Below are 13,021 nucleotides of genomic sequence, written 5' to 3' on the forward strand. Positions count from 1 at the left end.
CCCCATGACCGAAAACCTCGAAAACCAGTCGCAGGACAACCTGGAAACCAGCCTCGCGCAGGTGCAGGCGCTGCTCGCCAAGATGCGGCTGGTGGAGGAGCTCGTCCACAAGCAGGGCGGGCCGCGCCAGGATCTGGTCGAGAACCTGGTGCACAAGCAGAACCTGACCGAGTTGCAGCGGCACATGGAAACGCTGCACCCGGCGGACGTGGCCTACATTCTGGAAGCGCTGCCGCTGGACGAGCGCCGGCTGGTGTGGGATCTGGTCAAGGCGGAGCACGACGGCGAGATTCTGCTGGAGGTCTCCGATTCGGTGCGCGAATCGCTGATCCAGACCATGGACAAGGCGGAGCTGCTGGCTGCCGCCGAATCGCTCGACACCGACGAGATCGCCGACATCGCGGCCGACCTGCCGTACGACGTGATCCAGGAACTGCTCACCAGCCTGGATGCGCAGAAGCGCGCGCACCTGCAATCGGCGCTGGCCTATCCGGAGGACACGGTGGGCGCGCTGATGGACTTCGAGATGGTGACCATCCGCGCCGACGTCACGCTGGAAGTCGCGTTGCGCTACCTGCGCCGTCTCGGCGAGCTGCCCGACCAGTTGGACAAGCTGTTCGTGGTCGACCGCGATGACGCGATCATCGGCGTGCTGCCGCTGAAAAGACTGCTGACTACCGACCCCGAGGCCTCGGTGGCGGCGGTGATGGTCGAGGATTTCATCAAGTTCCACCCCGAGGACGAGGCGCACGAGGCGGCGCAGGCGTTCGAGCGCTACGACCTGGTGATGGCACCGGTGGTGGATATGCAGGGGCGGCTGATCGGCCGTCTCACCGTCGACGCGGTACTCGACTATATCCGCGAATCGGCCGACGCCGACATGCTGTCGATGGCCGGTCTGAAAGAAGAGGAAGACCTGTTCTCCACCGTGTGGCGTTCGGCGAAGAACCGCTGGATGTGGCTGGCGATCAACCTCGCCACCGCTTTCATCGCCTCGCGCGTGATCGGCGCATTCGAGGGCTCGATCGAAAAGCTCGCCGCGCTGGCGGCACTGATGCCGATCATCGCCGGTATCGGCGGCAACACCGGCAACCAGACCATCGCCCTGATCGTGCGCGGCCTGGCACTGGGCCAGATCACCCAGGCCAACGCGCGCCGCCTGATCGTGAAGGAGCTCGGCGTCGCCCTGTTCAACGGCCTGTTGTGGGGTTCGGTGGTCGGCGTCTTCGCCTGGCTGCTGTACGACAACCCGGCGCTGGGCGGGGTGATGGCGCTGGCGATGCTGCTGAATCTGCTGGTCGCCGCGCTGGCCGGCATCTTCATTCCGATGACGCTGGAACGCATGAAGCGCGACCCGGCCATCGGCTCGTCGGTGCTGCTCACCTTCACCACCGACAGCATGGGCTTCTTCATCTTCCTCGGGCTCGCCACCCTGCTGCTGCTATGAACCCGGCACCGGATAGCAAAGCACTGTATCTGCGCCTGCTCGGCTATGTGAAGCCGTACTGGCGCATGTTCGCGCTGTCGCTCGTCGCGCTGATCCTCACCGCCGCCACCGAGCCGATGCTGCCGGCGCTGTTCAAGCCGCTGCTGGACGAGGGTTTCGTCGCCAAGGACCGGGATTTCATCCGCTGGGTGCCGCTGCTGCTGCTGGCGCTGTTCGTCGTGCGCGGCGTCACCAGCTTCGTCAGCACCTACTGCATGGCATGGGTGGGCAGCCGTCTGGTGATGGATTTGCGCGCCGCCATGTTCGACAAGCTGATGACGCTGCCGACGCGCTATTTCGACCAGCACCCGAGCGGTCAGCTGATCGCGCACCTGGCGTTCAACGTCACCCAGGTCACGCAGTCGGCCACCAGTTCGCTCACCACGCTGGTGCGCGACACGGTAACGGTGCTGGGACTGCTCGGCTACCTGCTGTGGCTCAACTGGCAGTTGACGCTGATCGTGTTCGCGCTGGTACCGCTCACGCTGGGTGTGGTGCGCATCGCCAGCAAGCGGTTGCGCGGCCTGTCGCGCAAGGCGCAGCGGAATATCGGCGACCTGACCCAGGTGGTCGACGAGGCGGTGGGCGGCCATCGCGTGGTCAAGCTCTACGGCGGCGAGGATTACGAGCAGACGCGCTTCCGCCAGGCCGCCAATCTGGCACGGCTGTTCGAGATGAAACGCGTGGCCGCCAACGCGGTGTACGAGCCGGTGATCCAGTTCATCGCCGCGGTCGCACTGGCGATCATCGTCTACATCGCAGCCGGGCAGGCAAGCGAGAACGCCACCACGGTCGGCGGCTTCGTCGCCTTTTTCATGGCCATGCTGCTGCTGTTCGCGCCGCTGAAGCGGCTCACCGCGGTCAACGACCAGCTGCAGCGCGGGCTGGCGGCGGCGGAAACGATTTTTTCCATGCTCGACCAGGACGCCGAGCGCGACAGCGGCAGCCGCATCCTCAGCCGCACCGAAGGGCGGCTGGCTTTCCGCGACGTGACGCTGACCTACCCCGGCAAGACCGTTCCGGCGCTGGATGGCATCACCCTCGACATCGCCCCCGGCGAAACCGTGGCGCTGGTCGGCGCGTCGGGGTCGGGCAAGACCACGCTGGCCAATCTGGTGCCGCGTTTCTACGACCCCGATTCCGGAACGATCGAACTCGACGGCATCGACGTCCGCGACATCCGTCTGCAGAACCTGCGCAGCCACATCGCGCTGGTATCGCAGGAGGTGGTGCTGTTCAACGACACCCTGGGACACAACATCGCCTATGGCAGCAAGCGCGACGCCACTGCGGAAGAGATCCGCAGCGCCTGCATCGCCGCCCACGCCTGGGACTTCATCCAGGCGCTGCCCGACGGCCTCGACACGCTCATCGGCGAAAACGGCATGCGGCTCTCCGGCGGCCAGCGCCAGCGCATCGCCATCGCCCGCGCGATCCTGAAGAACGCGCCGCTGCTGATTCTGGACGAAGCGACCTCGGCCCTGGACAACGAATCCGAACGCCACGTGCAGGCCGCGCTGGAGACCTTGATGGAAAACCGCACCACGCTGGTCATCGCCCACCGCCTGTCGACCATCGAGCGCGCCGACCGCATCGTGGTGCTGGAAGGCGGGCGCATTCTCGAAGTCGGCAGCCACGCCGACCTGATCGCCAAAGGCGGCCGTTACGCGCAACTGCACGCACTGCAGTTTTCCGCATGAACGCGGCGGCCGGCTGGGTCAAACCCGCGCGCTCGCTGATCGCCGCCGCCGGCCGCGCCATCGGCGACTACCGCATGATCCGCGACGGCGACCGCATCCTGCTGGGGCTGTCGGGCGGCAAGGACTCGCTGTCGCTGCTGCACACGCTGCATCATCTGCAACAGAAGGCGCCGGTGAAATTCGAGCTGCTGGCCTGCACGGTCGATCCGCAATCAGACCAGTTCGACCCCTCGCCCCTCCAACCTTATCTGGCCGGACTCGGCGTGCCCTATTTTCTGGAATCGCAGCCGATTCTGGCCGAAGCGCAAAAGACGCTGACGAAAGACAGCGATTCCTATTGCGCATACTGTTCCAGAATGCGCCGCGGCATCCTCTACCGCGTCGCCCGCGAACAGCGCTGCAACGTCGTCGCGCTGGCGCAGCACCTCGACGATCTGGCCGAAACGCTGATGATGTCGATGCTGTTCGGCGGCAAGCTCAGGACCATGTCGCCGCATTATCTGAACGATGCCGGTGATTTGCGCATCGTCCGCCCCTTCGCCTACGCGCGCGAACGCCAGACCCGCGCCTTCGCCGCGGACGCCGGGCTGCCGGTGATCTTCGAGAACTGCCCGGCGTGTTTCGCCAAGCCGCAGCAGCGCTACGCAATGAAGCAGATGCTGGCGGAGCAGGAGAAAGTCCATCCGCGCATTTTCAACAGCCTGCTCACCGCGATGCGGCCGCTGATGGGCGAACCGCCCGCCTGAGGTTTCGCGTTCAGCGCTGCGGCTTGCAGCGCTTGCCCTCGTACTCGAAGCGGTGCAGCACGTAGGCCTTACCGTTCCAGCGTTCCACCGGAAAACAGAACCCCGGACCGCCGACCGAGATGTCGGGCCAGCCGCCGACGCCTTTCGTCCTGAGAAATTCAGGGATGCCGCTGCCGCCGCTCATCGTGCGCCACGTCCCGTCGGCCTGCCTGCTCAGCACCTGATAACCCGTTTCGGCATGGCCGTAGCAGAATGTGCCGCCTTCCGTCACCACCGCTTCAGGCCGGCCGTCGCCGTTCAGGTCACGCACGGTCTCGATCGACGCGCCGCGGGTGTTGGGATCGTCGGCGCACATGACCCACATGCCCTTGCGCTGCACTGCGCCGGCCGCCTTGAACACCGCCGTCTTGTCCGCCTCGCTCAGCGTCGCACCCGCACCTTCGGCCGCTGCCCACTGCATGGCCTGCACCAGACTCAGCGCGCCAAGACCTCCCAGCGCGACGATTGAAGTCATCTTCATCGCCGCCTCCTTTCCAGTGAAAACCTCACCATAGACGCCATTGCCCAGAGCGGCACTGGATTTTCCGGCCGCCGCCATTTACCCGTAGAATCAAGTCTTTGTTTTGCTTGAATTTTCCACACAGAGACCAAGGTTATGACGGCTTCTTTCATCCCCCCCAAACGCATTCTCATGGGGCCCGGCCCCTCCGACGTGCCGCAGCGCATCCTCGACGCGATGGCGCGTCCGACCATCGGCCACCTCGACCCCGCCTTCGTCGACCTGATGGAGCAGATCAAGTCGATGCTGCGCATGGCGTTCCAGACCGGGAACGCGCTGACCTTCCCGGTCTCGGCGCCCGGCTCGGCGGGGATGGAAATGTGCTTCGTCAACCTGGTGGAACCGGGCGACAAGGTGATCGTGTGCAGGAACGGCGTATTCGGCGGGCGCATGCTGGAAAACGTCAAGCGCAGCGGCGGCGTGCCGGTGATCGTCGACGACGCCTGGGGTGCGCCGGTCGACCCGCAGAAAGTGCGCGACGCTTTCAAGGCGAATCCCGACGCCAAAGTGCTGGCGTTTGTACATGCCGAAACCTCGACCGGCGCGCAGTCGGATGCCGCAACGCTCGCCAGGATCGCGCAGGAAGCAGGCGCCTTGACCATCATGGACTGCGTCACCAGCCTCGCCGGTACGCCGGTCCATCTCGACCAGTGGGGCATCGACGCGGCGTATTCCGGCAGCCAGAAGTGCCTGTCGTGCACGCCGGGGCTGTCGCCGGTGTCGTTCTCCGAGCGCGCCATCGCCCGCATCAAGGCGCGCACGACTGCGGTGCAGAGCTGGTTCCTCGATCTGAATCTGGTGCTCGGCTACTGGCAGTCCGCCGGCAAGCGCACCTACCACCACACCGCGCCGGTCAACCCGATGTACGGCCTGCACGAAGCGCTGGTGATGCTGGAGGAAGAAGGCCTGGAAAACGCCTGGGCGCGCCACCGCGCCATGCACGACCAGCTCAAGGCCGGGCTCGAAGGCATGGGCCTGCGCTACGTGGTCGAGGCCTCCGCGCGCCTGCCGCAACTCAACTCGATCTACGTGCCGGAAGGCGTCGACGAGGCTGCGGTGCGCACCCGCCTGCTGAATGAATTCAACCTGGAAATCGGCGCCGGCCTCGGCGACATGGCCGGCAAGATTTGGCGCATCGGCCTGATGGGCTATTCTGCCAAACAGGCGAACGTCGACACTTGCCTGAAGGCACTCAAGGCCTGTTTGCCCTGACCCCCGACAACCGCAAAGGCCGCCCATGAAAGCCTATTTGATCGATGCCAACCGGAAAACCGTCAGTCCGGTCGAACTGGCTGACGGACTGGCCGGCATTCGCCGGCTGATCGGCTACGACTCGGTCGACTCCGAAGAAATCGACGCCAACGGCGACCGCCTGTTCTTCGACGAGGGCTGCTTTCTGCGCGACCAGACCGGCAAGGGCCGCTTCAAGCTCGACAGCCTGGTGCCGGTCGCCGACAAGGCAGTGGTCGCGGGGTCCGGCGACGACGGCGCCACGCTCAAGGATGTGGCGGTCGACCTGGCTGCCTTGCAGCAGCGCATCGCCTGGCTGTAGGCCCTTCAGGCCTTGCAGGCCGCCTCCGGGAGAGCAGCGAGTCTCATATCTCGATTTGCGTGCCCAGTTCGATCACCCGGTTGGCCGGGATGCGGAAAAAGGTCATGGGGCTGGCGGCGTTGCGCGCCATGGTGGCAAAAAGATGCTCGCGCCAGAGCGGCATGCCGGCGCCGCGGGTAGGGATCAGGTTTTCCCGGCTGAAGAAGAAGGTGGTATCCATCAGCTCGAACTGCATGCCGCAAGCGCATTCCGACAAAGCCTGGGGAATATCGATGTCGTCCATGAACCCATAGCGGACGACGACGTGATAAAAGCCTTCGGCCAGTTTCGCCATCTCCAGCCGCCTGTCGGCGGCGACATACGGGACTTCGGCATAGCGCACATTCAGGATCACCACCCGCTCGTGCAGCACCTTGTTGTGCTTGAGGTTGTGCAGCAGGGCCGATGGCGCGCCCTGCGCGTCGGCGGTCATGAATACCGCGGTTCCCGGCACCCGGATCGGCGGATGCGCCAGCAGGACGTCCACGAAAGGCGCGAGCGGCTGCGCGGTCTCCTGCAGGCGCTGCTGCACGATCTCGCGGCCGCGCTTCCAGGTCACCAGTAGGGTGAAAACCAGCGTGGCCACGACCAGCGGGAACCAGCCGCCGTCCGGGATCTTGACTGCATTGGCGCTGAAAAAGGCGAGATCGATGGCGAGGAAAACCAGCATGCCGGCCAGCGTCGCGCCGAGGCCGAGCCCCCAACGCACGCGCATGACCGTGCCCACCAGGATGGTGTCGATGGCAAAGGTGCCGGTAACGGCAATGCCGTAGGCGGCGGCCAGGTTGCTCGAGCTCTGGAAGCCCACTACCAGCAGGGCGACGCCGATCATCAGGGTCCAGTTGACGAAGGGGATATAGATCTGGCCGGCCTCGGCGGCGGAGGTATGGCGGATGATCAGGCGCGGCGCATAGCCCATCTGGATGACCTGGCGGGTCACCGAGAAGGCGCCCGAGATGACGGCCTGGGAGGCGATCACGGTCGCCGCGGTGGCCAGACCGACCATGGGGTAGAGCGCCCATTCCGGCGCGAGCATGTAAAACGGATTGCGCACCGCCTCCGGGCTGGCGAGCAGCAGCGCGCCCTGTCCGAAGTAGTTGAGGACCAGGGCCGGCAGGACATAGGCGAACCAGACCAGCTGGATGGGGCGGCGGCCGAAGTGCCCCATATCGGCATACAAGGCCTCGGCGCCGGTAATCGCCAGCACCACCGCGCCGAGGATGAGGAAGCCGGCGACGCCGTGTGCGGCGAAGAAATGCAGGGCATACGCCGGCGAAAGGGCGGCGAGCACCTGCGGATTGCGCAGGATGCCCAGCAGCCCGAGCAGGCCCAGCACGGCGAACCAGAGCAGCATGACCGGGCCGAACAGTTTGCCGATGGCGGCCGTGCCGTGACGCTGGATGACGAACAGCCCGATCAGAATGCCCAGCGCCAGCGGCACGATGAAGGGATGCAGCGCCGGCGCGCCCATCTCCAGCCCCTCGACGGCGGACAGCACGGAAATGGCCGGGGTGATCAGGCTGTCGCCGAAGAACAGGGATGCCCCGAGGAAACCCAGCGACATCAGCACCCAGCGGATGCGCGAGCCTAGCGGAGCCTGCCCTTGAGCGAGCGCGAGCAGGGCCAGAATGCCCCCCTCTCCCTTGTTGTCGGCCCGCATCATGACGCTGACATATTTCAGCGAAACCACCAGCATGAGCGACCAGAACACCAGCGAGAGTATGCCCAGGACATTGCCCTCGGTGAGCGCCAGGTGATGCCCGCCGAAGACCTCCTTCATGGTGTAAAGCGGGCTGGTGCCGATATCGCCAAAGACGACGCCGAGCGCGCCGAGCGCGAGGGCACTGGATTTGCTGTTTGCCGGCTGGGGCGGGTTCATTGTTTTTCCGGCGGCAACGCCTCAGTCACACGCCGCAGCCCGGCAGCGCGCGTCGTGCGGAACAACGCTTGCGCAAGGCATCACAATCCCAGCCGCTGCCAGATAACGGTGCTCGGTCCCGCCTGGTTCATGGTATAGAAATGCAGGCCTGGCGCACCGCCGGCCAGCAGGCGGTCGCACAGGTCGGTCACCACGTCGAGGCCGAAGGCGCGGATCGACGCCAGGTCGTCGCCATAGCTTTCCAGCTTTTTGCGCAGCCAGCGCGGAATCTCGGCGCCGCAGGCATCCGAAAAGCGCGCCAACTGCACATAGTTGCCGATCGGCATGATGCCGGGAACGATGGGTATGCCGACGCCGAGCGCGCGCGCGTCTTCGACGAAGTTGAAGTAGGCGGCGGCGCTGAAGAAATACTGCGTGATGGCCGAGTTTGCGCCGGCGTCGACCTTGCGCTTGAAGTTGACCATATCCTCGGTATAGGAGCGCGCCTGAGGATGGACTTCGGGATAGGCGGCGACTTCAATCTCGAACCAGTCGCCGGTTTCCTTGCGGATGAAGGCCACCAGTTCGTTGGCGTAGTTGAATTCGCCGGCGTCCATGGTGCCGGAGGGCAGGTCGCCGCGCAGCGCGACCAGGTGGCGGATGCCCTGGCTTTTGTATTCGTTGAGGATGTCGCGGATACTCGCTTCGGTCGAGCCGATGCACGACAGATGCGGCGCGGCTTCGGAACCATCGGCCTGGATCTCGCGCACGGTTTCCAGGGTGCGGTCGCGGGTGGAGCCGCCGGCTCCGAAGGTGACGGAGAAGAACTTGGGATTGAGCTGCGCCAGCTGTTTGCGGGTAGCGCGCAGTTTCTCCACGCCTTCCGCCGTCTTCGGCGGAAAAAATTCAAAACTGAAAGTACGGGCGGTCATGGTTCAACCTTTTGCATTGGGGATGAGCGCGGACAGCGCCCAGGCGATCACGCCGTAGAGGATTGCGCCGACCAGCGCAGAGACGAAGCCCTGCACATGGAATCCCGGCAGCAGCCCGCTGGCCAGCCAGAACAGCAGGCCGTTCAGCACCAGATAGAAAATACCCAGCGTCAGCACCGTGATCGGCAGCGTGAGGAACGTCAGCACCGGCCGCACCAGCGTGTTGATGAAACCGAGCACCAGCGCGGCGGCGAGCGCCGTGCCGAAGCTCGACACCTGAATCGTGGGCAGCAGCCAGGTCACCGCCAGCAGGGCGACGGCATTCAGTATCCACAGCAACAGCAGACGCATGGCGCACTCCTCAGGCGAGTCGATCAATAGCGGTAATGCTCGGCCTTGTAGGGGCCGCTCTTGGGCACGCCGATGTAGGCGGCCTGCTGATCGGTCAGCTCGGTCAGCTGCGCGTTGAGCTTTTTCAACTGCAGGCGCGCGACCTTCTCGTCGAGATGCTTCGGCAGGGTGTAGACGCCGACCGGGTATTTGCCGGAATCGCGCTCCTGCCACAACTCGATCTGCGCGATGGTCTGGTTGGCGAAGCTGGAGCTCATCACATACGACGGATGGCCGGTGGCGCAGCCGAGGTTCACCAGGCGGCCCTTGGCCAGCAGAATGATGCGCTTGGCCGGATTACCGTTCTGGGCGGGGAAGATCACGTGATCGACCTGCGGCTTGATTTCTTCCCACTGGTATTTCTCGATGCCGGCAACGTCGATTTCGTTGTCGAAGTGGCCGATGTTGCAGACGATGGCCTGGTCCTTCATCTTCGCCATGTGGTCGTGGGTGATGACGTGGTAGTTGCCGGTCGCGGTGACGAAAATGTCGGCCTTGTCGGCGGCGTATTCCATCGTCACCACGCGGTAGCCTTCCATCGCCGCCTGCAGCGCGCAGATCGGGTCGACCTCGGTCACCCAAACCTGGGCGCTCAATGCGCGCAGCGCCTGCGCACTGCCCTTGCCAACGTCGCCGTAGCCGGCGACCAGCGCGACCTTGCCGGCCACCATCACGTCGGTGGCGCGCTTGATGCCGTCGACCAGCGATTCGCGGCAGCCGTACAGGTTGTCGAACTTGGACTTGGTCACCGAGTCGTTGACGTTGATCGCCGGAAACTTGAGTTCGCCGCGCGCGTGCATCTGGTACAGACGGTGCACGCCGGTGGTGGTCTCCTCGGTGACGCCCTTGACGGCCGCCAGACGGCTGGAATACCAGCCCGGCTGCGCCGCCACGCGCGCCTTGATCGCGGCGTACAGCACGCGCTCTTCCTCGCTGGTGGGCTTGGCCACCACCGAAATATCCTTTTCCGCACGCGCCCCCAGATGCAGCAGCAGGGTGGCGTCGCCGCCGTCGTCGAGGATCATGTTCGAATGGTTGCCGTCGGCCCATTCGAAAATGCGGTGGGTGTAATCCCAATAGTCTTCCAGCGATTCGCCCTTGACCGCGAACACCGGCACGCCGGACGCGGCGATCGCCGCAGCGGCGTGGTCCTGGGTCGAGAAAATGTTGCACGAGGCCCAGCGCACCTCGGCGCCGAGCGCGGTCAGCGTCTCGATCAGCACCGCGGTCTGGATGGTCATGTGCAGCGAACCGGTGATGCGCGCGCCCTTGAGCGGCTGCGCGGCGGCGAATTCCTCGCGGATCGCCATCAGGCCCGGCATTTCGGTTTCGGCGATGCGGATTTCCTTGCGGCCCCAGTCGGCGAGCGCGAGGTCGGCGACGACGAAATCGGTGAAGTTGGTGGAAGCGGATACTGCATTCATGGTGAAACTCCTTGAATGACAGCAGGTGCGTGCTCGTTTGCCCACAGCCCTGCTGCAAGTCAACGAGCGCGGTTGAAACGTCGCCTGCGCTGAGCCTGGCTATCGGTAACGATAGTCGCAGCGCTCCTCAGCGCAGGGGGGCGAAGCCTCGCCCGAAAGCGGGTGGATTATGCCATGTTTGGCTGCAGACCCGCAGCCGCGCCGGACGACAGGCCCGCCGCCGCCCTCAGCGCCGCCGCCTTGTCGGTCACCTCCCAAGTGAAATCCGGTTCGTCGCGGCCGAAATGGCCATAGCTTGCGGTGCGGGTGTAGATCGGACGCAGCAGATCAAGCATGTTGACGATGCCCCTGGGGCGCAGGTCGAAGTGGGCGTGGATCAGTTCGACGATTTTCGCTTCCGGGATCTTGCCGGTGCCGAAGGTGTCGACCATCAGCGAGGTGGGCCTCGCGACGCCGATGGCGTAGCTCACCTGCACCATGCACCTGTCGGCCAGCCCGGCGGCGACGATGTTCTTCGCCACGTAGCGGCCGGCGTAGGCGGCGGAACGGTCGACCTTGGACGGGTCCTTGCCGGAGAAGGCGCCGCCGCCGTGCGGCGCTGAACCGCCGTAGGTGTCGACGATGATCTTGCGTCCGGTCAGCCCGGCGTCGCCCATCGGGCCGCCGACGACGAAGCGCCCGGTGGGGTTGACCAGGTAGCGGGTGGCGGCGGTGAGCATCTCTTTCGGCAGCACCGGCTTGATGATTTCCTCGATCACCGCTTCGGACAGCTGGGCGTGCGAAACCTCGGGGTCATGCTGGGTCGACAGCACGACGGTATCGATGGAATGCGGCTTGCCGTCGACGTAGCGGATAGACACCTGCGACTTGGCGTCCGGACGCAGCCACGGCAGGCGGCCGTCCTTGCGCAGTTCGGACTGGCGCTGGGTGAGACGGTGCGCGAGGTAGATCGGCATCGGCATCAGCGCCGGCGTTTCGCTGCAGGCATAGCCGAACATCAGGCCCTGGTCGCCGGCGCCCTGGTCGAGATAATCGTCGTGCGCGCGATCCACCCCTTGCGCGATGTCGGGCGACTGCTTGCCGACGGTGACCAGCACCGAGCAGGTGTTGTAGTCGAAGCCGATCTCGGACGAGTCGTAGCCGATGCGCTTGATGGTCTGGCGCGCAATCTGGTTGTAGTCGATCACCGCCGAGGTGGTGATTTCGCCGGCGACGACGCACAGGCCGGTGGTCAGCAGCGTCTCGCAGGCGACGCGCGCGAGTTTGTCCTGGGTTAGAATCGCGTCGAGCACCGCATCCGACACCTGGTCCGCCATCTTGTCGGGGTGCCCTTCGGACACCGACTCAGACGTGAAAATGAAATCCTTTTGCATGACAGCTCCTGTAGTCCCGATTACCGACTGCGTAACCGGCTCGGGGGACCAACAGAGCGGCGACGCTTTAGCTGTATTTGTATCCCGCCCGCAAGTTGTCAAGATTAACGCGGCGGCTGCCGCATTGTGCCCCGCCGCGTCCCCTCGCGTCAATTCCTACAGGCGGACGCCGGCTTTCTACGCGCTGAAGCGCGTGAAAGATCGTATGCCCCACAAGGGGACTCCGATCCACTACGGGCTGAAGCCCGTGTGGAGTCGTATGCCCCACAAGGGGACTCCGACTTTCTACGCGCTGAAGCGCGTGAAAGATCGTATGCCCGCATGATGTTTCTGCTCAAGCTGGTGGCCCGCCTGCCGCTGCCGCTGCTGCATGGCGCCGGCATCGTGCTGGGCTGGCTGCTTTACTGGTCGCCCGGGCGCTATGCCGCACGCGTGCGCAACAACCTGTTCGACAGCGGGATCTGCGTCCCCGGGCTCGGCTGCCGGGCCTTGCTGCGCAAGAGCATCGGCGAGGCCGGCAAGGCCATGATCGAACTGCTACCGGTGTGGCTGCGTCCTTACCGCAAGGTGCTGAAGCTGGTCAGGCGTACCAGCGGCTGGGAGCACATCGACGCCGCGCGCGCGGACGGCAAAGGCATCATTCTGCTGTCGCCGCATATCGGCTGTTTCGAGATCATCAGCCTCTATTGCGCGGCGCGGCATCCCTTCACCGCCATGTACAAACCGCCTCGCCAGCCGATGCTCGACGCGCTGATGCTGGCCGGCCGCCAGCGCGGCCAGGCGACGCTGGTGCCGACCGATCTCTCCGGCGTGCGCGCGCAGCTGGCGGCCCTCAAGCGCCACGAAGCGATCGGCATTCTGCCCGACCAGGTGGCAACCGGCGGCGACGGCGTGTGGGCGCCTTTTTTTGGCCGTCCGGCCTATACGCCGACGCTGGCCGCCAGCCTGCAGCGCAAGACCGG

The 13,021-nt window shown here is 65.2% G+C and carries 12 protein-coding genes and 1 riboswitch; of the genes, 6 read left to right on the plus strand and 6 right to left on the minus strand.

All coding sequences use genetic code 11. From position 1 onward, the window contains the following. Window positions 1-4 precede the first annotated feature (4 nt). From mgtE to Q0L94_RS03185, 3 genes are read left to right on the plus strand one after another with little or no spacing between them, the layout of a single operon-like run. Window positions 5-1,447 (plus strand): magnesium transporter, encoded by a 1,443-nt coding sequence (gene mgtE, locus Q0L94_RS03175; protein ID WP_296750018.1) that lies wholly within the window; start codon window positions 5-7, stop codon window positions 1,445-1,447. Further along, the gene (gene msbA, locus Q0L94_RS03180; RefSeq protein ID WP_296749998.1) at window positions 1,444-3,186 is read left to right on the plus strand and encodes a lipid A export permease/ATP-binding protein MsbA; all 1,743 of its coding nucleotides are present in this window, start codon (window positions 1,444-1,446) and stop codon (window positions 3,184-3,186) included. The genes mgtE and msbA overlap by 4 nt, the downstream gene beginning before the upstream one ends. Continuing rightward, window positions 3,183-3,932, plus strand: a complete 750-nt coding sequence (locus tag Q0L94_RS03185; RefSeq protein WP_296750000.1) for an ATP-binding protein — start codon at window positions 3,183-3,185, stop codon at window positions 3,930-3,932. The genes msbA and Q0L94_RS03185 overlap by 4 nt, the downstream gene beginning before the upstream one ends. A gap of 10 nt (window positions 3,933-3,942) precedes the next feature. Here the strand turns inward: Q0L94_RS03185 and Q0L94_RS03190 are convergent, their stop codons facing one another. After that, window positions 3,943-4,452: a hypothetical protein gene (locus Q0L94_RS03190; RefSeq protein WP_296750002.1), complete on the minus strand. Its 510-nt coding sequence runs from the start codon at window positions 4,450-4,452 to the stop codon at window positions 3,943-3,945. A 135-nt stretch (window positions 4,453-4,587) separates the two neighbouring features. Here Q0L94_RS03190 and Q0L94_RS03195 point away from each other — a divergent pair, with 135 nt between their 5' ends. Further along, a complete protein-coding gene (locus Q0L94_RS03195; protein ID WP_296750004.1) occupies window positions 4,588-5,703 on the plus strand; it encodes an alanine--glyoxylate aminotransferase family protein in 1,116 nt (371 codons plus the stop codon). 25 nt (window positions 5,704-5,728) lie between these two features. Then, a complete protein-coding gene (locus tag Q0L94_RS03200) occupies window positions 5,729-6,043 on the plus strand; it encodes a hypothetical protein (RefSeq protein ID WP_296750006.1) in 315 nt (104 codons plus the stop codon). A gap of 43 nt (window positions 6,044-6,086) precedes the next feature. Here the strand turns inward: Q0L94_RS03200 and Q0L94_RS03205 are convergent, their stop codons facing one another. The 5 genes from Q0L94_RS03205 to metK all read right to left on the minus strand — a co-directional run bounded on the left by Q0L94_RS03205 (window position 6,087) and on the right by metK (window position 12,059). Beyond that, window positions 6,087-7,961, minus strand: a complete 1,875-nt coding sequence (locus tag Q0L94_RS03205; RefSeq protein WP_296750007.1) for a potassium transporter Kup — start codon at window positions 7,959-7,961, stop codon at window positions 6,087-6,089. Between the two features lie 80 nt (window positions 7,962-8,041). Beyond that, entirely contained in the window at window positions 8,042-8,872 is an 831-nt protein-coding gene (gene metF, locus Q0L94_RS03210; protein ID WP_296750009.1) for a methylenetetrahydrofolate reductase [NAD(P)H], read from the minus strand. 3 nt (window positions 8,873-8,875) lie between these two features. Beyond that, window positions 8,876-9,223, minus strand: coding sequence for a phage holin family protein (locus tag Q0L94_RS03215; RefSeq protein ID WP_296750011.1), 348 nt, complete (start codon window positions 9,221-9,223; stop codon window positions 8,876-8,878). A gap of 23 nt (window positions 9,224-9,246) precedes the next feature. Further along, window positions 9,247-10,686, minus strand: coding sequence for an adenosylhomocysteinase (ahcY, locus tag Q0L94_RS03220; protein ID WP_296750012.1), 1,440 nt, complete (start codon window positions 10,684-10,686; stop codon window positions 9,247-9,249). Window positions 10,687-10,743: 57 nt separating this feature from the next. Beyond that, window positions 10,744-10,821: riboswitch (S-adenosyl-L-homocysteine riboswitch) on the minus strand. 32 nt (window positions 10,822-10,853) lie between these two features. Then, window positions 10,854-12,059, minus strand: coding sequence for a methionine adenosyltransferase (gene metK / locus Q0L94_RS03225; protein ID WP_296750014.1), 1,206 nt, complete (start codon window positions 12,057-12,059; stop codon window positions 10,854-10,856). Window positions 12,060-12,380: 321 nt separating this feature from the next. Between metK and Q0L94_RS03230 the strand changes: the two genes are divergently transcribed. Next, on the plus strand, window positions 12,381-13,021 hold a 641-nt coding region (locus Q0L94_RS03230), incomplete at its 3' end, for a lipid A biosynthesis lauroyl acyltransferase (protein ID WP_296750016.1).

It is taken from the genome of Thiobacillus sp. (genome assembly GCF_024708915.1).

What these genes read in the sequence shown, in the direction of transcription:
- mgtE (WP_296750018.1), top strand. Translation starts at nt 5, where the DNA reads ATGACCGAAAACCTCGAAAACCAGTCGCAGGACAACCTGGAAACCAGC.
- msbA (WP_296749998.1), top strand. Translation starts at nt 1,444, where the DNA reads ATGAACCCGGCACCGGATAGCAAAGCACTGTATCTGCGCCTGCTCGGC.
- Q0L94_RS03185 (WP_296750000.1), top strand. Translation starts at nt 3,183, where the DNA reads ATGAACGCGGCGGCCGGCTGGGTCAAACCCGCGCGCTCGCTGATCGCC.
- Q0L94_RS03190 (WP_296750002.1), bottom strand. Translation starts at nt 4,452, where the DNA reads ATGAAGATGACTTCAATCGTCGCGCTGGGAGGTCTTGGCGCGCTGAGT.
- Q0L94_RS03195 (WP_296750004.1), top strand. Translation starts at nt 4,588, where the DNA reads ATGACGGCTTCTTTCATCCCCCCCAAACGCATTCTCATGGGGCCCGGC.
- Q0L94_RS03200 (WP_296750006.1), top strand. Translation starts at nt 5,729, where the DNA reads ATGAAAGCCTATTTGATCGATGCCAACCGGAAAACCGTCAGTCCGGTC.
- Q0L94_RS03205 (WP_296750007.1), bottom strand. Translation starts at nt 7,961, where the DNA reads ATGAACCCGCCCCAGCCGGCAAACAGCAAATCCAGTGCCCTCGCGCTC.
- metF (WP_296750009.1), bottom strand. Translation starts at nt 8,872, where the DNA reads ATGACCGCCCGTACTTTCAGTTTTGAATTTTTTCCGCCGAAGACGGCG.
- Q0L94_RS03215 (WP_296750011.1), bottom strand. Translation starts at nt 9,223, where the DNA reads ATGCGTCTGCTGTTGCTGTGGATACTGAATGCCGTCGCCCTGCTGGCG.
- ahcY (WP_296750012.1), bottom strand. Translation starts at nt 10,686, where the DNA reads ATGAATGCAGTATCCGCTTCCACCAACTTCACCGATTTCGTCGTCGCC.
- metK (WP_296750014.1), bottom strand. Translation starts at nt 12,059, where the DNA reads ATGCAAAAGGATTTCATTTTCACGTCTGAGTCGGTGTCCGAAGGGCAC.